Raw genomic sequence first — 22,284 nt, forward strand, 5'->3', positions numbered from 1 at the left:
CACTGCGGAATCAGCATGGACATTCGAACACTCGGTATCGATGACCTGGAACTCATCTGTCGGCATCGCGAAGCGATGTTTCAGGATGCGGGCAGGTCCGACGATGTCTTGTTGCCCATGACCGAGAACTTCCGCGAGTGGGTTAGGCCACGCTTGCTGGATGGTTCCTATTTTGGCTATGTGATCCTGGACGACGGAACCCCTGTTGCTGGCATCGGTTTGATGCTCATCGACTGGCCGCCACACCCGGAACACCCATGGCATGACAAGCGTGGATACGTCTTGAATGTCTTTGTGGAGCCCGACTACAGGAAACGTGGCTTGGCTCGTGAACTGATGAAGCTGGCAGAAGCGGAATTCGTCGCGCGCGGGGTTTGTTTTGCGGTTCTGCATGCGACGGAGAAGGGCCGGCCGCTCTATCAGGGCTTAGGTTGGAGCAGTACCACCGAAATGGCCAAGACGTTGCCACTATAGGGTTCGCTTCCCTTCCGAAGCGGACACAACGGATTCCGTGGTGATCAAGGGCAAAGGGAAGCTATGGAGCAGTCCAGGATTCACCGGGATGGGGACGTCGCAGTCAGGGCCGATTTGCGCGAACGGCGCATAAGCCACGAGGCGTACGCCGCGGTATTCGCGGACCAGTCCACAAGTCGGAAACCGTCTCGTCCCCGCCGCCTACGCATGGCGCTAACGGTTGCCGGGATGTTGTGCCTGTGTGCCATCACGGTGGCGCCGCGCGTCCACGCGGGCGCCGCAGATGCTTCGCCTTGGGTGCTGTCGCTTGGCAATGCGGGCTATGTGCTCGACGCACGCGGAAGCGCGATGGATGGCGAAGGCGCGCATGTCGAACTCGCCTCTTCCCCTGGTCGTACATCGCCTGCGGGCAGCTCGATTGCCGGCGTGGACGCCACGGCCTACCGCGGGCATACCATCAAACTCTCCGGGTTGATCAGCACGACGGATGCAGCTGGCGGCGCAGGCCTCTGGCTTCGCGCCGATGGCCCGCATGGCAGGCTCGCGTTTGCCAGCACACAGGCATCGCTGGTCACTGGCACGGCATCCGCGCAGGAGCGGGAGGTGGCGATAGCCGTACCGCCCAATGCTACGGCGATCGTGTTCGGCACGCTGCTGTTCGGCGATGGCCGCGCTTCGGTCGATCATCTATCGCTGATTCGTGATGCCGCGATTTCGCCGGAAGGCATCGTCGTTGCGCAGGCGGAGCTGGATGTTGCCATCGGCATCGTCAAGGAACATGCCTTGCGCTCCTCGTCCGTCGACTGGGACACCTTGGTGCCGAAGCTGCGCGCGCAGATTGCCAAGGATGACAGGTCGCCGGATGCGTACCCGTCGATCCGCGAACTGCTGGCCGCACTGCAAGACCATCACAGCCATCTGCTCCCCGCCGCGGAAGCCACGGCGACGCATTCGGCAGCGACGACCATCGTGTTGCCGACCGTCGCCCAGTGGCCGCAGGGCGTGGGTTACATCACGCTGCCGAGATTCAACAACACGGAATCGCACAACGTCGCGTCCTATGTGGAAAGCGCTTCGGCCGGCATCGCGAAAATCGCCGACAGATCGCACAGCGGGTGGATTATCGACCTGCGCAACAACGAGGGCGGCAACATGTGGGCGATGCTGGCGGCCTTGCGTCCCTTCCTCGGCACCGCGCCGCTCGGCTATTTCAAAGGCAATGCCTGGCTTTCCACCTCGTGGAAGACCCAGCTCGACGAATTGCTTCCGGGACAAGGCTTCCTGGACCTGAGTGTCGCGCCGCTGGCCGTGCTCACCGGCCCGCACACGGCAAGCGCAGGCGAAGCCGTGGTGATCGCGCTAAAGGGGCGTCCCCATACGCGCTTCTTTGGTCTGCCCACGGCCGGCGTGCCCACCGGAAACCAGTCGTTCAAGCTGCCCGATGGCGCGGAAATCGCACTGACGACGACGGTCGAGCTTGATCGCAACCACGCAGAGTACGACGGCCCCATCGCGCCCGACGTGTTGGTGGCGGCCAGCGCACCGCCCGGCGCGGATGCCGACGCGGCGCTGGACGCGGCGCAGCAGTGGCTGCGCGAGGGCTCAGATAGCCGAAACGAATAAAGACGGCTCAAGTCCATTCAACGTTTTCGCAAAGTGGACCTGCCGCTTGTTCGCGCGCCAGCACGGCGGCGCGGAGGTTGCCGTTGAGAGATCGTTGCGCAGGTGCGCTCCCGGCCCGCAGTGGACATGCCTCGACCAGGCACCTCCCGCCTTAGTCAGAACTTTGCCGGGTCGGCACGGTCCCATTCCCGTTGCTCGGTGCTTGAAGAGCGTCCTGCCTACACCGCTTGCGCCTGTCGGCACTTGAGCAGCCAGTGACCATCGACCAGGCATGGCGTTTTTCCGCGGGCACACCTGCCGTTTAATGGAAGCGAAACAGACGTTCATGGCAGCACGGGGCATGAAGCCTACTGCCCAAGGGAGCTCGCTGATGGGATTGCTGGGAGGGAAATCTGAAGGCCTTCCCTTGTCGGCTCGCCGGATCTCGGCCATGGTGGTGGCGATCGGCTGCCATCTCGTTCTGTTGATGGCACTGTTGCGACCGGCAGGCCCCAGTACGGATAGGCCACCGCAACTGAAGGATGATGAGCCTGCGCTCAAGGTGTCGCTCACCTCGCTGCCGCGGCCGAGCTCCATGCCGCCTGCGTCACCCGCGCTCCGTCCCGTTGTTCCTCCGGAGGCATCAGCGAAAGGCTGGGTACCACCATCAGCCCAACGCGAGGTGCGTGTTGCGGCACGGGCTCACGAAGCCGATGCCATCAGCGCGTCGCCCCCATATGTCGCCCCTGACTCGTCTGCCACCACCGATCGGTACACGAACCATCCATCCCCCATGGGAGATGGAGGATTTCGAGATCGGATGCTCGACGCTCAGCACTCCCAGGGCATTCGAGGGGTCCCCGGGTCCGGTAGAGCCGTCGCGCCCGGCTTCGAGTTGACCAACCCCATGGATCAGGGCATCGGTTCGGTGATGCGCAGCGCGCAGCGTCTTTTCGGCGTTACGAATCGCCATTGCATCGACGTCGATGTGTGGCAGCACCTTTCGCCGGACGAATTGAAGGATAGACACCTCACGGCGGCTGACGTAGAAAGGGAATCCGAGAAATACAACTGCAACCGCCCGCTTGGACTCAACTTCTAGGTCTGTTTTCGACCCGTTGCGGAACTTCTCTCGCATACTAAAGAGTGACGCGCCCTGCGGGTGCTGGTGGTCAAGTACAGGGAGGTGATCTTGAAGTCGTTTAAGTCATTTGGCACGTCATTCCTTGGTGCACTGGTCGGTGTCCTTTTGCCGATGCTCGTCCTTATGCTCTTTGGAATTCACTCCCTGCAACCCTTGGTTGCGATAGGCATTGCCGTAGGCATCGGGCTGGCTGGTGCAATCCGCCAACGAAAGGAGTTGCCCTCGAGTGTCTTTGCATTGCTCGTTGGTGTGCTCGCGGCACTCGGTTCCACCGTGGGACATTGGCTCTCGAATGGATAGAAGTATTCAGACCGGAAACTGACGCGGGCGAGGTGGCCTGTGCGCTCCCGGCCCGCGGCGGGCCTCCTGGATTGGGCGTCACTGGTGTCCGTGTTTTTTTTTTGCTTACTATCGCCCAGAGGGAACGGGGGAAACTGCATGCATCACTGGATGAAGGGATTGCTGTGGGCGCTGGCCTGTGTCGTGGGCAGCGTGTTCGTCCTGTTTGCCTGGGGACGCTTTCGACCACCGTCGTCTGAGCAGGCCGGAGCGCTGGCGCTGTTGCAGCAGGACCTTAAACCAGCACAGGGACGCAATGCGTTTCCCTGGCTGTGGTTTGTCGATATCGCGGTACCGGATGACCGCATGGATGAGGTCTACGCCGCGGATCGTGCACGTCTCCTCGCGGGCTTCGCCATCATGGCGCCAGGCAAAAGTGAGCTGCCCACAGCGCAGGCGCCATTCCCCCGTTTGGCTTCGTTGTCAGCGGCGGATCGGTCGCTGTTGTGCAAGGCGGACGAGGCCGATTGCCTCGGCAAGGTGCGCAGCCATCGCGACGAAGTGGCGGGCCTGCTGGAGCGCCACGCCGAGCGGCTCAGGCGTGACCGTGCGTTGAGCGATTCCGCTTACGCCTGGGACGATCTGCTGGAGCGGGGTCCACTGGCCATACCCGCCTACGCCGCGTCGTCGGGTCTTTGGCAGACGGCAATTGCGGCAGACTTCATCGATGGACGTCCGGCACAGGCGTTGGCATCCGCTTGCACGCAGGTCGCGACCATGCGTCGCCTGCATGCTCACAGCAACACGCTGATTGGCACCATGGTATTCGCAGCACGTTTGCGCGGCGCCGTGCATCTGTTCACGCAGTTGCTGGCGTCATCCACCGCTGGTGCGCCCATGCCGGCTTCCTGTGCCGCCGCGTTTGCACCGACCACGGTCGAGGATGTCGATCTCTGCCCGGCCATGCAGGGCGAATTTGCCTTCGTGGCCTCGCCCGTGTTGTTCGGTGAGCCACAGCACTGGTATGAGCATTGGAAGCTCTCGATACGGAATACCCGGCGCATGCTCGCGGTGAGCTATGGCGCTGTGTGCGAGGCCAGCCGTTCAGCGCCGATGCTGGCCGATGAACGCCTCAACCTGCAGCTGCAACCGCCGCCTTGGGACATATTTGATCTCGTCTCCAACAGCATCGGTACCATCTTGTCGCGCATGTCCGCGCCGGCTTTCGAAGCCTATCTGGTGCGCCAGCAGGACACGGCGGCCACCCTGCGCATCGGCGCGCTAATGCTTTGGTTGAACGAGCACCGCGACGGCAGCATGCCGTTGCCGCAACGGCTGGCTTTGCGTCCCGCCTGGATACATTTCGCCGACGATCGCCAACTGAGTGTGAATGCGGATGGCCACGAGCTTACGCTGCGAGCCCGCGGCAACGAGGGCAAGGCATGGATGACGGACTGGCCGTTGCCGGCGGGGTATTGAAGAGCGTGGTCGTGAGTTGCGAATTCCGGCCAAGTTGATCATCAAGATGCAGTGGAGTAGCCGGCATGACGACGCGGAATCGTGGCCGGCTTGACCTCGGAAACCCATTTTGCCGCTCCTGTCGATTTTCCCCATCCTCACTCGTCGGTAAGATGCCGCGGCAATCCTGCCTCGGTTATACAAATATAGGGACATAATGATGAGCAAACTGATCTTCGTTAACCTGCCGGTGACCGACCTAAAACGATCCAAAGCGTTCTACGAGGCCATTGGTGCGGCCAACAATCCCGCATTCACCGACCATACCGCGGCGTGCATGGTGTTCTCCGAAACGATTCACGCGATGCTGCTCACGCACGACAAGTGGCGCCAGTTCACCAGCAAGCGGATCGTCGATGCGCACGTAGACGCACAGGTACTGCTGTGTCTGTCAGCGGATAGTCGCGAAGACGTGTCCAGCCTGGTCGAAAAGGCGAGTGGCGCCGGTGGCAAGGCGGACCCCACGCCGGTGCAGGACTACGGCTTCATGTATGGCCGCAGCTTTGAGGACCCGGACGGTCATATCTGGGAAGTGATGTGGATGGATCCAAACGCCATCCCGCCGCATGGCTGAGTACGCCTGCAACAGGCAGGCATCTCGCGACTAGTCGCCTTGGCCGGAAATGCCCGCTTGCGCCCCTTGGCGATCATGGAATGCCATGACCCTTGCCCACGAGACATCCGCGGCAATGGGCCTGCTTCCTCGTCAAGCGATGTGGTTACATGCATAAGTTGGCCGTTTGCGCCAACTTATGTCTTACGGGAAAGCACGGTCCTGCCAGTTCGGGCCGCGCTTGGTGACAAACGTGCTTGGGCCAGTTTGGCGCAGGCCTCCAAGGGCAGGCCACTTGCACGTGCCCTCGACTCAGAGCCCTTGCGTGGTCATGCGATAGCAGGCGCGTCCGGCTTCCTTGGCCTGGTAGAGCGCTTCGTCCGCGTGCTGCAGCAGCGCGTCGCCGGAGGCGGCGTGGCGGCATAACGCCACGCCCAGGCTCAGGGTGACCTTGAGCTCCGTCGTGCCGATCGACACCGGCGCTTCCATCGCATCGGTGATCTTCTGGGCCAGTTGCCGGGCTGTGTCGGGCCCCTCGATGTCACGGCAAAGGATCACGAACTCGTCACCACCGAGGCGGGCAAGCAGATCGGTCTTGCGTATATTGGCCTTGAGCCGTGTCGCGACCTCGTTGAGGGCGATGTCGCCGGCGGCGTGACCGTAGGTGTCGTTGATCTGCTTGAAGTGATCGACGTCGATCATCATCAGCAGCAAAGGCTCGTGCGTGATCGCTGCACGCTCGACTGCGAGGGTGACTCGTTCCCGGAACGTCAGCCGGTTGGCGATGCCGGTGAGCGCGTCATGATGGGCGAGGAAGTCCAGTTTCTGCTCGGCCAGCTTGATGCGGGTGATTTCGGTGGTCAGCGTGTAGAAGCCGCTGGCCGTGCCGTCGGCGGTGATCGCGGGCACATAGGTAGCCTGAAAGTAGCGAGTCTGGCCGCCCAGCTGCACGTCGTACTCGAAGGTAGTGCCGGTGCCGCGCAAGGCCAGCTCGATATGTGGCTTGAGCAAGGCATAGACGACCGGTCCGCGCATCTGTTCGACGGTGCGCCCGATGTTCGACGACGCCTCGATGCCGACGATTTCGGCCGCATAGGCGTTGACAAAGGTGTAGCGCTGCTCGGTGTCGACATGGGCAATGACCGCGGGCACGTGGTCCGTGATCGTGCGCAGACGTTTCTCGCTGTCGGCCAGCGCCTCTTCGGCCAGCACGCGCTCGGTGACGTCGCGGGCGGAGTAGACGATCTCCGTCTCGCCGGGATGATCGGGACTTGGCGCGAGTCTGCCCATGGCTTCGAACCATTGGTATCCACCCCGGGAATTGCGAACCCGATAGCGCACAAAATCCGGCTTGCCGGTCGTCCGCAATCGCCAGAGTACAGCCTGCACCCTATCCCGATCGTCCGGATGGATCGCGTCGCCCCTTTGGGCCGCGAACTCCTCAGGCGTCCAGCCCAGTATCTCCTTCACCGAGGGCGAGACGTAGCGGCGCGTGCCATCGTCGGCGATGCGCACGATCAGGTCGCTCGCGTAGTCGGCCAGCAGGCGGTAAAGACTCTCGCTCTCGACGACTTTCCTGGCCAGGCGTTGCCGGTCGGCCAGCGCCAAGGTCACGGGCACAGCCACCAGGCAGATCACGCCCAGGAAGGCTTGCGCGACCAGTGCGCGCGCTGTGCCATTGGCACCGGGAATCAGCGCGAACGTGCCCAGGCCCATCGCCGTGGCCACAATGGTGACCAGGGTCACGATGGACACGCCCAGCACCAGGCCCGGGAAGCGGTAGCGGAAAACCAGGTACATCAGCGGTGCGAAGATGGGGAACCCCATGGGATAGCGTGTTTGGGCGAACACGCCGACGGTGACCGCGACAAGCAGCAGCACGTCGCACAGCATGCGGATCCGCCGCCCCGGCACGCCCAGCATGCGCCAGCGTTCGCGAAATGCCACCAAGGTAAGCATGCCGACGACCATCATGCCCAGCAGGTGGGCGCGGAACCATTCATCCGCGGTGCCGATGAAGGCGCCTCCGTTCGTCAGCGCTTGGGCGATGCCCGCCAGCAAGGTGGAAACGAGGCAGCCGGCCAGGGCCGCGCCGATCGCGATGCGACCGAGTCGCAGGTAACCGCTTGCCTGGCCGGTAATGGTCGGAAAGTGGCGGTGGATGATGGCCGTCACGATGAAAATCTCCACCAGGTTCACCGGCACCTGCAGCAGGTGCAGGTTGGCCAGGGTGCCCCAGGTGGCGTAGTGCCCGGCCACGAAGCCGGCGACGATGGCCGTGATCAATACGGTCCAGTGACGGCGCGGCACCGACAGCAAGGTGCCGGCGGCGATGCCGTTGGCGATCCACACGGAGGCCATCGCCCCCCCGTGTCGCGCCAGCAACAAGCCGGCCGCGCTCGAGGCGAGGATCACCAGGAACAACACGGCGGACCCGGCCAACAGGGCCCTTCGTTCGCCGACGGATTGGGATCGTGCATGCGTGACCATGGACCTTCCCGATGCCTTGCAGCTGGCGTGAAGTCGAGGGACCAGCGAAGCCCGTCACGCGTTCCATGCATGGGCGAGCCATCGCCACGATCAACCACTCAATCTTACGCGTCCATCCGCTTCTTCGCTTCCGGCGAGGTGCGAATGGAAGCCTGGAATTCGAACGGGGACGGGGCGCACTTTCGCCAAAAGCCAAAGGTCGAGTCCGAACCCGTCTTTGCCACGAGGCTGCCACTCAGTGCCTCTATTCTATTCTCAAGCGGGCGCTACGGCCGACCTTAAAGATATAGGGAGTCTCCTCGCAACGACTCCCCAAGCAGACGATCCGATTCTTCAGGATCGCGCAGAGCCGTCTAAAAGGTGAGTCGGCTTCCATCAGTAGAAGCCCTGACGCGTACGGCGGATGCATTGAACATGGCGCCCGAGGCGGCGGGTACGCCACGGTGCCTGCGGCCTGGGAATCCCGGGATTGCTGTGCAAAGGCATTACCGCCAAGCTTGAACGGTGCTCTTCCCATCCAGGGCAGAGCTTACTCAGGCCGGAGGCTTAAACATGCTGACCAACATGCGGGCGCGACATATCACCAACACCTTGCTCTTGGCCGTCGTCATCGGCATGAGCCTGCTGACTCCATCATTCGCAGCCGCGCCGGCCACCGACCAGGACAACGTCATAGCAGCCATGCGCACCATGTATGTCGCAGCGACCCATGACGACCTCGCCAAGTTCAACACGGTGGCGGCTCCGGATTTCTATGCCTTTGACAATGGCAGGAGGTTCACCGGTGATGCCCTGATGGAGCTCATAAAAGGCGCTCATGCTGCCGGCAAGGTCTACGTGTGGGAGGTGACGGAGCCCGAGGTCCATATCGATGGTGATACGGCATGGATTACCTACACCAATCGAGGCTCGGTCCAGGATCAATCGGGCACAAAGAATCTGAGCTGGCTGGAGTCCGCCGTGCTTCGAAAGGTGAGCGGCAGTTGGCGCATTCAGTTCTTCCACAGCACCCGTGTGCCATCGGCATGATGGATCGTGACCTGCCGCGCCGGCAGGTCGCCCACCTGCCTCGGCGCGCGAGCCGAACAAGCCGAACATCCGGCTTGGAAGATAGTCCGCTCGCAGGAGTCAGCGACGGCCCCCTTTCTTTGGCTTCGCCTGGTCCTTCTGCAATGCCCCAATCTGTGCCGCAGCCGCTGGCATCCCGAGGTCATTGGCGACGTAATGCTCCAGCATGCGCGTCGCGAGGTTGACGGTCACGAAGTCATCCGGCGTCTTGGTGTCCTTGCCATCGGTCGCAGGGTGATATTCGATACGCAATTGCTTGTCGTCGACAATGACCCGCAGATAGCCGTAATTCGTGTCGTCGTAACTCTCGAGGACGATCTTGTCGGCATTGCGCGCTGCGTTCTGGATGATTTGCGGGGCGCGAAGGCCTGAGATATTGAGCTTCTGGACGTTATGTCCGCCGTTACCGCAAACCACGTACGGGATCTGCGAACCATCCGGTCGCGTGCGCGTGAAGCGCTGATAGTTGTGTGCATGACCCGACAAGAACGCGTGTGGCCACACGCCCGTCTTGTTGCACAGATCGTCCAGCTGCTTCTGAAGTTCGATGCTCCAGCCGTGGCGAGACACCGTATAGGGCGGGTGGTGATCGAGGAACAGCAGCGCACCCTTGTACTTCTCCGCCTTGACTCGCTTGAGCGCTGCCTCGACAAAGGCGAGCTGGCTGTTGCCGACATTGGCATCGGCGATGACGCCCGGATCCTCCAGCGTATTGCTGTAGAGCGCGATGATGCGCACGAATGGCGCCTCGAAAGTAAAGAACACCCCGGGCTGTACTTGCGCCGTACGTGACAGACCGCCGGCTTCCGGGGTCACGGTAAACGCCTCGGCGCAGAAATTGCGCAGGAACGCTTCGAGCGACTTCGCATGCGCCAGCGGCGAGACCATGCCGTCATGATTCCCAGCCACGGCAAGTATCGGTGCCGGGTAGTCACGATACGGCTCATAGAACTGATCGTAGTAGTAGGTGACCTCACCAAAACTGTAGACAATGTCGCCGAGCAGGAAATTGAATTGTGGAACCTCTTCTCGCCGGGTCTCGTTGAAGTCGCTGACCATCTTGTCGGTGACGGCGTTTTGCTCCTTGGGTCCGCGCGTGCTTCCGCAATCTCCCGTCGAATGGAAGACAAGTTGCCCGGCCGTGACGATGTCTTGCACGATGGCGTCGTTGCCGCCGAGGACGTCCGTCATGGTAAGGCGCGGTTCGACGCCTCCGCGTGGCGTCGGAAACGGCAACGCATGCAGCTTGTGGGCGGCGTTGAGGGCGTCGATGGCTTTGTAAGCTGCCGCATCCGAGGCGTTTGAATGGCTGACCCGAAAGTAGGTGGGATCCGGCGTCGGTTGCGGTTGGGCAAAGACGGGGTAGCCGATATTCCTGTCGACCGAACGATGCGTCGAGGCCGCTTGATCAGCGACTACGGATGCATTGGCACGGGCCTGCGGACTCTTGCCGCCGCCCGACTTGCTCTTTTCGCGCTTCATGGGAGCCCCTTTGGCTGACTGTGACTGACGAAACGCCGTGCCGTCCGCGACCGTCATGAAAATGCGGCAGATGCTGCTCCCGAGCGGATAAATGCCAAGTGAAATGGCTGACCCCGTCACCCTGGCCGCACTCGCACACATGGCGAGGTAGGGAGCTGCCTTGACTTGGCTGATGTCGGCTCGGGAGCCGCAACGCGAGGCGCGCGCGCTCGAAGGCGCTCGCTCTAGCACAAGGCCGAAATGATTCGCTCATGAGGACGTCGTTACGCATGGAGTTGCAGAGGTGCCGCACACAACATCGTGCCCAACCCCTACAAATCCAACCTTTTGGCTTTGCTACCGTCGGCCCGTCGCCTACGCCGTCTCTCCCGGGGCTACGTAGGTGGCCATTGCAGTGATGCAGTGAAGTAGCGCGGATCGCATAGGCGGCAACCCATACGACCCGCTGACCATCAACAACTACATCGGAGTTGATCATGGCTACACCAGATCATACGGCACTCGCTCGCCCGCCGAATCCCCTTGGCGGCAAATCCACCCCATCGCTCGGTCGTCCGCGTCGTTCTCCGGACACGGCCGAGAAATCGTGGCGACAGGTTGCGTTCAAGCTTGTGGCCATCCAAGAGGCGATGAACGAGATTTCTTCGTTGGTCGTCGAAAGCGAAGTGGCTCGCAAGGCGCATGCCCGCGGAGATTCCATGCGGCCGGGCTGTTGGCCGCTTCGGCAGGCTTGCGTGGAGAGCCGAGTCGCCGCGATACGGCTTCTCGACCACTACGCCGAGCTGCTCCGACGTGAGCCATAAGTGGAACCCAGAGTCCGATGATCACCCCGCGGCGTACCGCGTTATGAGCACGGCACGCCGCACCTGGGCGAGGGTCCTCCGGCTTCCCACGCCCGTGAATGCTTCGACTGACATCGCATCGGCGCTGCGGACATCAGAGCTTGCTCAAGCTCTGTTTGACGAGTCGGAAGCGGCACTCACCTGATCTTTGCGCAGACTTTGAACGGTCGCCTAAGGCAAATATCTAGCGCTTCCAGCCCGGGGCGGCCCCAAGTACTCTCACGTGGGTCATCCTGGTTCTGCTGGATGTTTCGAATTATTGGGGACTGGACTAGTTTCGGCCTTCCGAGAGAAAAAAGGCGACTTGAGCCGACCAACAGGCCGTGGGCGTGCCGCGCCCGAACGGGTGCGATTCCCGTCAAATGACAAACCTGAGAACTGCGCCGGCAAATTTGAGTTAAATCTCGATGACCTTGTGAAACTTCAACGTATGATCCTGATGCATACGCGCCGAAGGTGGCGAAGGCGCGGCGAATCGGGCGCTTTGTAACTTGTTCGGGGACGTAAGGCATTGCATGGGACGCGCTCAGGTCGATCGAGCAAATGCACGCCCTTGGCGTGTCGCGGTTCGGTCATAGCCACGGGTCATCAGTATCGTACTGGAAGGTCAGCATGAGCAGCACTCAAGCTTGCATCCCTGTTGAGAGAGCGGCGCTTCACGTCCTCATGGTTGAGGACGACGAGCTGCTGAGAGATCACGTGCTGGTTCCCCAGCTGCAGCGGTTCGGCTTTGACATGGCAGCGGTTGGCAGTGCGGCGATGATGGATGCCTATATCCAGTTACGGCATCCGGACATCCTGGTCGTCGATGTCGGGTTGCCCGACGCCGATGGATTCGATCTGGTGCACCGGCTGCGCGCACGGATGGGCAACATCGGCATCGTCATGCTCACGGGCCGAAATGGCAACATCGATCGCGTGCGAGGTCTCAACGAAGGTGCGGATGCCTATCTGGCCAAACCAGTGGATGTCGATCTGTTGGCGGCGACGCTCTACAGCCTCGCGCGCCGCCTGCGCGCGCCCGCGCCTGTGACCCAGGGGCACTGGCGTCTCGATGCGGACGACTGGTGCCTGTTGTCTCCGACGGGAGGTGTCGTCGCGCTGACGAAAACCGAGGGGCGCCTGCTCTCCAGATTTTTCGAAAAGCGCAACCAGCTGATTCAACGCGACGAGCTGATCGCGACCTTGGCCCCCAATGTCTACGATTTCGATCCGCATCGCCTCGATTCGCTGATCCACCGGCTACGAAAGAAAGTCCATCGCGTGCTGGGTACGCCGCTCCCGCTGAACTCGGTTCATGGTGAAGGCTATGTGCTCGTCGTGATCTGACCGGCCATCAGCCGAAGCGCGGATCAGGCAATGACCGGCAACCGGATGCGAAACGACGTGCCGTTGCCGATCCTGCTTTGCACGCTGATGTATCCGCCCACGCTGCGTACGATGTTATAGGCTACCGTCAGTCCGACACCGGTACCGCGGTCTATCGGCTTGGTCGTGAAATAGGGCTCGAAGATTCGCGTCCGCACTTCTTCGGACATGCCGACGCCGTTGTCGCAAAGTGTCAGCTCCACGGTAGCGGGTCCGGCGCGCGTTACCATCATGCCAAAGGTGCCGCCGGAAGGCATGGCATCGCGGGCATTCGAGGCAATGTTCAAGATGGCGAGGGTGAACTGGCTGGCATCGAACTTGATGAGCACAGTCTCGTCGGGTACCTGGATGTCCAGGTGCACGGATGACGAAAACAACTGGTGGAGCATAAGGCGCATGTCCCTTACCGCTTCCACGAGATCGATCGTCTGTATGTCCGTCGCATCATTGCGACTGAAGTTGAGCAGCCTGCGGCTGATGTCATGTGCACGCTTGGCGGCGGTCTCCACGCCACGCAGCGAATTGGCCAAGGCCTGAGTGTCGGCGTTGGGCTGCGCCTCGGGTTCGTCCATGCGATAGCGCTCACGCGTGAAACCAAGGATAACGTTCAGCACGTTGTTGAAATCGTGTGCTACGCCTTGTGCCAAGCGGCCAATGGCGTCCATTTTCTGCGAATGCAGCAGTTGCTCTTGTGTTCGCTCGCGCTCGGCCATCTCCAGTTGGAGCAATTGGCGATGCATGTCCGACTCAGCCAGCGCGTCACGAAGCGCGCCGATGCTTCGATCGAGAATGATGGCTATCAAGGCATAACTGAAGGTGCGAAACAGCAACGCGTTGTACGCCGCGAACACGCTGCGCGTCTGCGCCGGCGCGTGGAGATAGTCGCTGGTCATGCCGGTGGCGAAGATCAGCAGGATCGATAGGTAGATGATCCAGAGTGCTCGCCGGCCGAGCATCAATCCACCGAGTGCGAGGGTGATGATGAGGATGGAGTCACCGGGAGACACCCTGTAGCCAAAAGTCGCGTAGGCGAGCAGGCCTGATACGAGTTGGGTCGCAAGAAATTGCTCGACTGCGCGGCGGAAGCGACCTCCCCGAATGAGATAGAAGCCGACCCATGAAGAAATGGTGATCGCGAGATCGGTGCCCAGATCGACGGCGATGGACAGTCCCTTGCCCGACACGGTGTTCGCGAAGAACGAATCCGTCATGTACGTCCATTCGGACGCGAGCAGGTAGAGCTTGATCAGCGGCGTACGCAGTCCCTGATAGGCAAGCAGCAGCTGCATGAAGACCGCATTGCGCCGGTCAACCGGATCACTGATGGGTAGGTAATTCAGCCAGCGATTCAGCCGTTGCCACATGAAAGGGTTCGATCCATGGACTAGCGCCACTGAGCGCCTGGAGGAAAAACGTCAGTCCATCGACAGCTAGTCCCTGCCTTGGCCATGTGCCCAGGAAAAGGGGGCCAAAGATGCCGCCCAATATAGCGGTGAGATTCGGTAAGTCCAGGCGAATTGTTGTGCGTGACGGCGAACGGTCCGTTCCTCTAGTTTCCTGACGTGTTCCGGCATGTCATTGCGATGTCATCGCAGTGTGGCGTAGGGGGAGGAACCACATCGCCAAAAGTGTGACCGCCGAGTCTTTTCGCAAGGCTCGGATGGGATCGCTTTTCCCAAAAGAGAGGGGAGGACTATGCACACGAAATTTCGTTACGAGGGCGTCGCGCTGTGGGCGGTCGCACTGGCATGCACCTTGGGAGGGCCAGTGGCCGCGCATGCAGCCGGCGCACAGATTGCGGCAAGCGCCGGGATCACGCCGGACACGCCGCGCATTACCAAGGTCATCGACAACTCGCACTTGAACACCGTCGCGGGAAGTCGTTCGCTCAAGACCGACATAGCGACCGACAAGGGCGTATTGCCGAATGGCACGTTGATTCACAACATGACCCTGATGCTGAAACGTAGCACCGACAAGCAGGCGCGCTTCGATGCGTATGTGAATCAACTCAACAATCCAAGTTCATCCGTGTATCACAAGTGGCTTAGTGCCAGCCAGATCGGAACCATGTTCGGACCGGCCGAAGCGGACATCAAGCAGGTCACCAACTGGCTGGCCTCGCAGGGTCTGAAGGTGGACCAGGTGATGCCGTCGGGCGTCATGATCCGCTTTTCGGGAACCGCAGGGACGGTCAGTCGCGCGTTCCACACGCAGCTCCACAATTACGCCCTGGACGGTCGGGAGCATTTCGCCAACGCCAGCGAGCAGCAAATTCCCGAGGCGCTCTCGGGTGTCGTGATCGGCGTGGCCTCGCTCGACAACTTCTTTGCGAAGCCGCTGCATCACGATGTGGGCTTGGTCCGAAAAGACAAAAAGACCGGCAAGTGGTCACAGGTCGCCAGCAGTCCTGAGTTCACCGTGCCGCCCGGCACACTCGACCCGAACACCGCGTATGACGTCGTGCCTGCGGACTTCAACACGATTTATAACGTGATGCCGTTGTGGGGTCAGTCGACGCCGATACGTGGTGCTGGCCAGACCGTGGCGGTGCTCGAGCGCACGGACGTGCTTCCGGCGGACATTGCCACGTTCCGCAAGGCCTTCCTGCCTACTAACGCCACGGGCGTCGTCAATTACGTCAATCCGGTCGCGTTCGCCGGTGATACGAGCTGCCCTGATCCGGGTACCAATGGCGATGAAGGCGAGGCCGCGCTCGACACCGAGTGGGCCGGTGCCGCAGCGCCCGATGCGACCATCGTGTTTGCGTCTTGCGATGACAGCAACAGCCCTGGCTTTGGTCCCTTCACCGCAGCGCTGAACATGCTCAACAACCCGGCCGGCCCGCAGCCTTCCGTGTTTAGCTTGAGCTACGGTGAATGCGAAATCCTGAGCCTCACCAATGTTGTTGACCAGGTCGGCCTGATCTGGGAACAGGCGGCTGCACAGGGCGTCACCGTTTTCGTTTCGTCGGGCGATGCAGGTTCGGCGGGGTGCGACCAGAACGAGAAGGCGGCGCTGTTCGGCATCAACGTCAACGCGATGGCCTCTACACCCTTCAATGTGGCGGTCGGCGGAACGGACTTCGACGATTACAAGAAATACAGCCAATATTGGACCTCGACGAACTTGCCGTATGGCCAGTCTGCCATTGGCTATATCCCCGAGCAGACATGGAACGATTCATGCGCCAGCAGCAAGCTCGATGCGGTGCTGAAGTTCGCCAATGGCGTGGTGGCCTGCAATAACGCCGCCGGACAGCGGTTCCTGACGACGGCCGGTGGCAGTGGTGGTCCAAGCGTGCTGTGGTCACAGCCGATCTGGCAGCAAGGCATCCATGGCGCGCCGGAAAGTTCCGGTCGCATGCTCCCCGACGTGTCACTGTTTGCCGCTAACGGCGTCTACGGGCACGCGCTGGTGTTCTGCATGTCCGATCGCGCGGCGGGCGGAATGCCCTGCGACTACAGCAACCCGAACAACGTGCTGTTCAACTCGGCCGGTGGTACCTCGTTTGCGGCACCAGCCATGGCCGGCATCCAGGCCTTGATCAACCAGGCCGCGGGCCAGAGTCATGGCAACGTCGCCCCGGCGCTGTATGACATCGCCACCAAGCAGTACGGCACCAAGGCTTCGCCCAACGTGGCCGGCCTCAGCGCGTGCAACTCGTCGAAGGGAGCGACGACAGGCGGTGACTGTGTATTCCACGACGTCACCCAAGGCGACATCGCCGAGCCGTGCGTTGCCGGATCGTCTTCCTGCTACACGGGTACAGGCGGCAAGGCGTACGGCGTCGTCAGCCATGGTGGCGATGTTTCACTCGCCCCAGCGTGGCTGACCAGTGCAGGCTACGACTATGCCACTGGCCTGGGCACCATCAATGCGGCCAACCTGGTGAAGGCCATGGTGTCCTACGACACGCCGCGTCAGCGGGGCTATGCCTCGCCCGCCGACTACCTGAGCCCGTATGATGGCGCTGCAGATGGCTACAGTGACATCGCCTTGGTTGATCCGGTCGCGGGTATCTTTACGGACATCGCCATGCAGGGAAGCGTGGCGCTGAAGGTTCAGTCGCAATCGGTTGCCAAGGGCTACACGATTGGCGCCATCGGTGCGTTCTATCACCATGTGGATGCCACGACGGAAACCCCTCCGTTCCTGCTCCCGGGGTTCAACCTGGCGAGCCTGGCCTGGACCGGCCCGGACAACACCCTCGCTGTGTGGCTTTCCGATGGCCGTGGCGGCAAGGGCAGTTACTACGCCCAGAACGTCAGCGCGTACTCCCCCGGTTGGTCCTTGATAGGCGCCGGTGATTTCGATGGCGTGGGCAGGGACGAATTGCTCTGGTGGAACCAAGGCACGGGTGAAGTGCAATGGTGGCAGCTCAACCTTGTGTTGACCTTCAAGCTGGGCGCCCGCCAGTACCACTTCAGTGTCGAGCCCGAGATGTCGCCGCTTGCCGCGGTGTCGGGTTACGTGCCGACCATCGCCGACGTCAATGGCGACGGTTACGCCGATATCGTGTGGACCAGCCCCACCACCAACAGCGTGTATGTGTGGATCAACAATCAGGCCGGCGACTTCGTGCGTCAGCGTGTTGCGGATCATCCAGCCGGCTTCGTGCTTTACGGCGCGGGCGATCTCAATGGCGACGGCAAGACGGACCTCATCTGGACCAACCCGGCCAAGCACGAAATGAGCTGGTGGCTCATGAACGGCTTCACCGTCGTCAGCCAGGAGACCCGCAGCGTGCCTTCGGGCTACACGATGTCCTCGATCGCCGACTACGACGGCGATGGCCTGGCGGACATTCTGTGGGTCGGTCCGGCCGGCAAGGTCTATCAGTGGAGGAGCACGGGCAACGGCTTCCAGTCGTTCCAGGTGACCGACCCCAATGGCGTGCCGCTGGCGCTGCCGGCGGGGGCTCAAGTGCAGGCCACTCGCCTGCAAGGTGCCGCGACGGGGGGCTACACACGGACGCAGTGAAGCGCGTGTCGATGGCTTAGCGAGCTGGTAGCGGAGACTCAAAAGGCCGGGCCATGGCGCCCGGCCTTTTGATATCTACTCTAGTGATCACTGAAATGCCGCCGGCCCCGTCCAAGCATCCACCGGATGTCGGCCGCTGGTGTTCCCAACGGTCTCTTTCGACCGCGCTTTCCATCGGTCAACGCAGCAAGGCGGCACCGTGCGTGCAGACCGCGTGTTGCGACCGCATTCGGAAAACGATGCTTCGCCGGAATCAAGAAAGCCGGAAGCGCCCCCACTTCAGGGCGAACCCGGCATGAGTGGCGTAGCAGGAACATGGGGCGGGGCGCCGAGCAAGGCGAGACACCGCGATATGCCATCCCTACGGCTTCATCAACGGGTCCGATTTACCGGTGGAAATCGCAAGCCGAAACGGACGTTTTCGCATCGTCGGCAGGAATCCTTTCGGGTACCCTCTTGGGCTAGCCGCGAAGGGCTGCGGCTTGGGTCCACAGGGGGATCTATGAGCTCCGAAGCGTTGTGGCAAGCGAAGCCGGCAAGCGATCGCTTCGGATTGCTGATACTCACAAGGTTTGTCGCCTTGATGCCAACCCATTTATGGGTAGTGCGTCCTGTGGCAAATGCCCCGGCGGCTCAGTACATAGCAAGCTATCCGGCGAAGCCTCGCCATTTCCCGCTTTTCGCGTTGCCGGTGGCTCTTGGCCGGCTGTTCGCGAGGACGCACCAGGCTGCCGACCCGGGGCGGTCCCTTCATCATGGGGCAACAAGGAGATGTCGATGGCCTATCTGGAGTTTTCGTGCTTTCTCGCCGGCCTGTTGGCGCTTGTGGTCGGGTATCGCCGACACAAGCGAAACCTGCTCTTGATCGGAGCCTTTGCCTGGCTTCTTGCTGGAGGACTCGGCGATTTCTCCCAAGGCCTTGCTGACGGCCTTGCTACCCCGCGGCCATCACTGAGCCACACAAAATAACCCAGGTTCGATGCCGGTCCGTGGCGGGCAACGCAGGTGGTGTACTGGAGCCAATAGCAACGTTCCGTTGTAGATATGAGTCTTTCAATACCAAGGAGATAGTTCATGAAGCATCGTTTTTCGCTGCTGCTCGTGTTGGCTACGCTGATTTCGCCGGCATGGAGCACCGATGCACCGCCCAGTGATGCCTCCATCCATCAACTGATGGATGTCATGCAGGCGCAGAAGCTAGTCGATGGGATGGCAGGCCAGTTGAACGGCATGATGTTGAAGTCTGCAGAACAGGCCAACGGGGGCGCCCCTCTGGATGCAGAAGAACAGAAGATCGTCGCGCGCGGCGTGGGAAAGATGTCGGATCTCGTAAGGCAGCAAATCGCCTGGTCCCAGCTGGAACCCATGATGATCGACATTTACAAAAAGTCTTTTTCGCAGAAAGAAGTGGATGACTTGCTCGTGTTCTATCGCTCGCCGTCGGGACAGGCGGTGATTCAGAAGATGCCGACGGTCATGCAACAGTCGATGGCGGCGAGCCAGGCAAAAATGCAGGCGATGCTGCCGCAGATACAGCAAATCAGCGCTGACATGGTGAAGGAGCTTCGTGCCTATCGTGATGCACATCCTTCACCGAGCAAACAGTGACTAGTGTCATAGGGGCGTGCACCCGGGGCGAATCTCAGGTGCCCATGCTGCCGTGGCATGTGCTGGAACGACCGGCTGAAGCCGCAACATGCAGTAGATGTTGCGATGCTTAAGGAGGACGAGACGTGACTCAAGGATTGAAACTTCTGTGGCTTTTCCTCGTCCTTTCTATTCTCGCTGGTTGCTCGAGGTCGTTTTCAGCAGGTCCGGCAGGAACCTCAGCAGACGGACAGCCCTACTTCGTCATTTACGACGGACCGGCCAGGACGTGCCAGCCGCCACGGTTTGACGGCGCAGCTTGGACTGGTGGGTATGGCACGGCAGTGCCCGTCGCTGCCGGGATGCATCGCTTCGAATGCGACGGCACTGTTATTACGCTGAACATGCCCAAGGGCATGATTTACCGAGTGGACTACCGCCAGCTGCAGTAGGTCTGCTGCGGACCCTGGGCAGACCTTATTGCGGCCCACAAAGAGGCCAAGGAGCAAGTGGATGCATCGCCGTAACGTATTGAAGGGAACTGCCCTGGGCTTGGCGGCTTTGGCGTCGCTGCCGCTGACCTCATTGGCAAAGACCAGTCCAGTCAAACCGAGCAAGATCGCTGCCTTGGAACATCAATTCGGCGGCACGCTCGGCGTGGCGGTTTATGACATGGAGACCGGGGGACGATCGGGTTATCGGGCGGATGATCGATTCCTGATGTGCAGCACGTTCAAGCCGCTGGCCGTCGCTGCGGTTCTCAGGCGAGTGGATGAGGGCAAGGAGGCGCTTGATCGTCGCGTCATATACGGGCGCGAGTCGCTGCTTGCACATGCCCCTGTCACCAGCCTGCATGCCACTGGAGAAGGGATGACCGTAGCTGAGCTGTGCCAGGCAGCCATCACGGTAAGTGACAATACGGCAGGAAACCTATTGCTCACGAGCCTTGGTGGTCCCAGTGGCCTCAACGCTTTCTTGCGGGACATAGGCGACATAGTCACTCGACTCGATCGAGTCGAGCCCGTATTGAACACGGTGAGTCCAGACGGCCCGCTTGATACGACATCGCCGAACGCCATGCTCCACGACGTCGAAAAGACGCTTTTCGGGGAGGTTTTAACAAGGCAGTCCCGCGAACTGCTTACCGACTGGCTCTGCAATACGACCAACGGCCTGAGCATGATCAGGGCAGGGCTTCCCAAGGCATGGCGGGGCGGAGACAAGCCGGGTCGGGGTGGTGATGGCTCAACGAACGATGTTGCCGTGGTCTGGCCGACGGGTCGAAGGCCGCTTCTCATCGCTGCCTACTACTTCAATCCTGCTATGGAGGTAAATGACCGAGACCAAGTCCTGGCGGACGTCGGTCGGGTTATCGGCCGCGATTTCGCGGCCTGACAATAGCTGGAAGCATGCGCCTCCGACCCGAAGCAGGCATCGTAAGGCGAGCCACTGGTGAGGCTGTGGCTATCGATCAACGCGCCCAAGGGAATCCGCCGAAAACCATGTTCGGCGGATCCACGAGCGTCAGCTTTTTAGCCGCAGCTGCCGCAACAGTCACCATGCGCATGCTTGTCTCGTGCCTTGGACGAGTCAACAAGGCTGATGTCGATGACAGTCAGATCGGGATGGGTCTGCCGATAGTTGAACGTCAGGTTGTCGCCGAAACGGTCGCGCAGTTGGGCAAGAAGCGGCAGTGGATTGTGGTCGTTGAAGAAGCGCATGGTTTCGCCAGGATGCAAGGCGTCAAGGGCGCCAAATATTGCCGCATGGCGAAAGCGGCGAGCCACGCCTCGGGCGTCAAAGCTATGAATGTTGGCTTCGAGGGGGGTGTCTATGGACATAGCGGTACGGTAAGGCCTGTTGACTACGGGAGTTTCAACGTACGCTACCGGCTTGCTCGATGTCCCTGACTTAAGTCAGCACAATCATCAGGCGGGCCGTTGGGATCGTGCAGATTGATGCGGATCCCGGTCAGCCTCGAGCGCGGCGCCGGTCCGAACCCGATAAGGACTTGGCGGCTGCTGATCCGCGGGTGTTGCTGGCACGTTTTCAGGCTTGCTTTCGAACCATGGCGAACGCTTGCGCGGCAGGTTCGATGTCCGTTTTTCAGGTAGTTGGATCAGGGGATTCCATGCAAATGTCCAAGGCTTTCTGGATGGGACCAGCCGCATTGGCGCTGTTGTTTTGTAGCCAAGCGGCGTCTGCCGATCCCGCTGCAAACGCCGCGGGACACTTGTTCATGCAGGTCTGCCGTGCCGACAACCTGGCCCATCCCGAACGTATCCGTGCGTGGGCGGCTGAGCATCATCTTCCAGAGGTTAGCAACCCCAAGGGCCGCGCCGTCTTCGTCGGCGACGGGCCGAATGGCATCGCGTGGCATATTCACGACGACAACACCGAACTGGTTTTGGCTATCCGCAGTAAGACAGGTGGTTGCGCCGTTTATGCGGAGCCACTCGATCCAGCGGCACTAGGCCAGATCTACAGCATGTTGATCGCGGGCTACGCCAAAGAGTTTTCCGTGACGACCCCGCTTCCGGACAAGGCACAGCCGGGTCCTTACGGTACGGCCACCGGCAAAGTGCGGCTGGTTGATGGTCCAGACAGCAAGTCTCAGCTACTGCTCACTCTGATCACCCATGAGAAACCGGGTGGGCCATATCAAGGAGCGCTTCAAATCACGCTTACACATCGGTCAAGCTGATGCGTCGTCCAACTATGGCCCACGTCGTCTCGATCAACGTCCGCTTCTGTCTGTCAGTGGAGCTTGGCGATGGCCTAGCAGCTGACCCCCAGCGAAAGATCCGATGCCGACCCGGATGGGGCACCTCATCGCCAGGTTTTTCCAATGGAATCCATCAAAAGTGAGACTTCGCGGAATGGAGTGGTGTCTG

General features: G+C 61.1%; 16 protein-coding genes. 12 read left to right on the forward strand and 4 right to left on the reverse strand.

What is annotated here, in order from left to right:
* Positions 1-15 precede the first annotated feature (15 nt).
* The 5 genes from OUZ49_RS15745 to OUZ49_RS15765 all read left to right on the forward strand — a co-directional run bounded on the left by OUZ49_RS15745 (position 16) and on the right by OUZ49_RS15765 (position 5,591).
* On the forward strand, positions 16-474 hold the full coding sequence (locus tag OUZ49_RS15745) for a GNAT family N-acetyltransferase (RefSeq protein ID WP_266151484.1): 459 nt from the start codon (positions 16-18) through the stop codon (positions 472-474).
* 207 nt (positions 475-681) lie between these two features.
* Positions 682-2,097 (forward strand): S41 family peptidase, encoded by a 1,416-nt coding sequence (locus OUZ49_RS15750; protein WP_266151485.1) that lies wholly within the window; start codon positions 682-684, stop codon positions 2,095-2,097.
* Positions 2,098-2,983: 886 nt separating this feature from the next.
* Entirely contained in the window at positions 2,984-3,178 is a 195-nt protein-coding gene (locus tag OUZ49_RS15755) for a hypothetical protein (protein ID WP_266151486.1), read from the forward strand.
* A gap of 480 nt (positions 3,179-3,658) precedes the next feature.
* A complete protein-coding gene (locus tag OUZ49_RS15760; protein ID WP_266151487.1) occupies positions 3,659-4,978 on the forward strand; it encodes a hypothetical protein in 1,320 nt (439 codons plus the stop codon).
* Between the two features lie 199 nt (positions 4,979-5,177).
* Positions 5,178-5,591 (forward strand): VOC family protein, encoded by a 414-nt coding sequence (locus tag OUZ49_RS15765; RefSeq protein ID WP_266151488.1) that lies wholly within the window; start codon positions 5,178-5,180, stop codon positions 5,589-5,591.
* A 291-nt stretch (positions 5,592-5,882) separates the two neighbouring features.
* Here OUZ49_RS15765 and OUZ49_RS15770 read toward each other — a convergent pair whose 3' ends face one another.
* Entirely contained in the window at positions 5,883-8,012 is a 2,130-nt protein-coding gene (locus tag OUZ49_RS15770) for a sensor domain-containing diguanylate cyclase (protein WP_266151489.1), read from the reverse strand.
* A gap of 600 nt (positions 8,013-8,612) precedes the next feature.
* On the opposite strand from OUZ49_RS15770, the gene OUZ49_RS15775 reads away from it, so the two are divergent.
* Positions 8,613-9,089 (forward strand): YybH family protein, encoded by a 477-nt coding sequence (locus OUZ49_RS15775; protein ID WP_266151490.1) that lies wholly within the window; start codon positions 8,613-8,615, stop codon positions 9,087-9,089.
* A gap of 99 nt (positions 9,090-9,188) precedes the next feature.
* Here OUZ49_RS15775 and OUZ49_RS15780 read toward each other — a convergent pair whose 3' ends face one another.
* The gene (locus OUZ49_RS15780; protein ID WP_266151491.1) at positions 9,189-10,610 is read right to left on the reverse strand and encodes a metallophosphoesterase family protein; all 1,422 of its coding nucleotides are present in this window, start codon (positions 10,608-10,610) and stop codon (positions 9,189-9,191) included.
* Positions 10,611-12,064: 1,454 nt separating this feature from the next.
* Here OUZ49_RS15780 and OUZ49_RS15785 point away from each other — a divergent pair.
* Positions 12,065-12,781 (forward strand): response regulator transcription factor, encoded by a 717-nt coding sequence (locus OUZ49_RS15785; RefSeq protein ID WP_266151492.1) that lies wholly within the window; start codon positions 12,065-12,067, stop codon positions 12,779-12,781.
* A gap of 23 nt (positions 12,782-12,804) precedes the next feature.
* Here the strand turns inward: OUZ49_RS15785 and OUZ49_RS15790 are convergent, their stop codons facing one another.
* Positions 12,805-14,184 (reverse strand): sensor histidine kinase, encoded by a 1,380-nt coding sequence (locus OUZ49_RS15790; RefSeq protein ID WP_266151493.1) that lies wholly within the window; start codon positions 14,182-14,184, stop codon positions 12,805-12,807.
* Between the two features lie 331 nt (positions 14,185-14,515).
* Here OUZ49_RS15790 and OUZ49_RS15795 point away from each other — a divergent pair, with 331 nt between their 5' ends.
* The 4 genes from OUZ49_RS15795 (at position 14,516) to bla (ending at position 20,785) form a co-directional block, all read left to right on the forward strand.
* Positions 14,516-17,803 (forward strand): protease pro-enzyme activation domain-containing protein, encoded by a 3,288-nt coding sequence (locus OUZ49_RS15795; RefSeq protein WP_266151495.1) that lies wholly within the window; start codon positions 14,516-14,518, stop codon positions 17,801-17,803.
* A 777-nt stretch (positions 17,804-18,580) separates the two neighbouring features.
* Positions 18,581-18,772, forward strand: a complete 192-nt coding sequence (locus OUZ49_RS15800) for a hypothetical protein (protein ID WP_266151496.1) — start codon at positions 18,581-18,583, stop codon at positions 18,770-18,772.
* Positions 18,773-18,877: 105 nt separating this feature from the next.
* Positions 18,878-19,411 (forward strand): DUF2059 domain-containing protein, encoded by a 534-nt coding sequence (locus tag OUZ49_RS15805; RefSeq protein ID WP_266151497.1) that lies wholly within the window; start codon positions 18,878-18,880, stop codon positions 19,409-19,411.
* 492 nt (positions 19,412-19,903) lie between these two features.
* A complete protein-coding gene (gene bla, locus OUZ49_RS15810) occupies positions 19,904-20,785 on the forward strand; it encodes a class A beta-lactamase (protein WP_266151498.1) in 882 nt (293 codons plus the stop codon).
* Positions 20,786-20,922: 137 nt separating this feature from the next.
* On the opposite strand, the gene OUZ49_RS15815 is transcribed toward bla, so the two are convergent.
* Complete coding sequence (locus tag OUZ49_RS15815) at positions 20,923-21,231, reverse strand: DUF2249 domain-containing protein (protein ID WP_266151500.1); 309 nt, start codon at positions 21,229-21,231, stop codon at positions 20,923-20,925.
* A 290-nt stretch (positions 21,232-21,521) separates the two neighbouring features.
* On the opposite strand from OUZ49_RS15815, the gene OUZ49_RS15820 reads away from it, so the two are divergent.
* Positions 21,522-22,094 carry an NMCC_0638 family (lipo)protein gene (locus tag OUZ49_RS15820; RefSeq protein WP_266151501.1) on the forward strand — a complete coding sequence of 191 codons (573 nt, stop codon included), beginning with the start codon at positions 21,522-21,524 and terminating at the stop codon, positions 22,092-22,094.
* The last annotated feature ends 190 nt before the right edge of the window (positions 22,095-22,284 follow it).

Origin of the sequence: Dyella halodurans, from assembly GCF_026283925.1 — a bacterium.
Lineage (GTDB): Bacteria > Pseudomonadota > Gammaproteobacteria > Xanthomonadales > Rhodanobacteraceae > Dyella > Dyella halodurans.

Coding starts and splice junctions, on each gene's coding strand:
- OUZ49_RS15745 (WP_266151484.1), top strand. CDS start 16: ATGGACATTCGAACACTCGGTATCGATGACCTGGAACTCATCTGTCGG.
- OUZ49_RS15750 (WP_266151485.1), top strand. CDS start 682: ATGGCGCTAACGGTTGCCGGGATGTTGTGCCTGTGTGCCATCACGGTG.
- OUZ49_RS15755 (WP_266151486.1), top strand. CDS start 2,984: ATGGATCAGGGCATCGGTTCGGTGATGCGCAGCGCGCAGCGTCTTTTC.
- OUZ49_RS15760 (WP_266151487.1), top strand. CDS start 3,659: ATGCATCACTGGATGAAGGGATTGCTGTGGGCGCTGGCCTGTGTCGTG.
- OUZ49_RS15765 (WP_266151488.1), top strand. CDS start 5,178: ATGAGCAAACTGATCTTCGTTAACCTGCCGGTGACCGACCTAAAACGA.
- OUZ49_RS15775 (WP_266151490.1), top strand. CDS start 8,613: ATGCTGACCAACATGCGGGCGCGACATATCACCAACACCTTGCTCTTG.
- OUZ49_RS15780 (WP_266151491.1), bottom strand. CDS start 10,610: ATGAAGCGCGAAAAGAGCAAGTCGGGCGGCGGCAAGAGTCCGCAGGCC.
- OUZ49_RS15785 (WP_266151492.1), top strand. CDS start 12,065: ATGAGCAGCACTCAAGCTTGCATCCCTGTTGAGAGAGCGGCGCTTCAC.
- OUZ49_RS15790 (WP_266151493.1), bottom strand. CDS start 14,184: ATGTGGCAACGGCTGAATCGCTGGCTGAATTACCTACCCATCAGTGAT.
- OUZ49_RS15795 (WP_266151495.1), top strand. CDS start 14,516: ATGCACACGAAATTTCGTTACGAGGGCGTCGCGCTGTGGGCGGTCGCA.
- OUZ49_RS15800 (WP_266151496.1), top strand. CDS start 18,581: ATGGCCTATCTGGAGTTTTCGTGCTTTCTCGCCGGCCTGTTGGCGCTT.
- OUZ49_RS15805 (WP_266151497.1), top strand. CDS start 18,878: ATGAAGCATCGTTTTTCGCTGCTGCTCGTGTTGGCTACGCTGATTTCG.
- bla (WP_266151498.1), top strand. CDS start 19,904: ATGCATCGCCGTAACGTATTGAAGGGAACTGCCCTGGGCTTGGCGGCT.
- OUZ49_RS15815 (WP_266151500.1), bottom strand. CDS start 21,231: ATGTCCATAGACACCCCCCTCGAAGCCAACATTCATAGCTTTGACGCC.
- OUZ49_RS15820 (WP_266151501.1), top strand. CDS start 21,522: ATGCAAATGTCCAAGGCTTTCTGGATGGGACCAGCCGCATTGGCGCTG.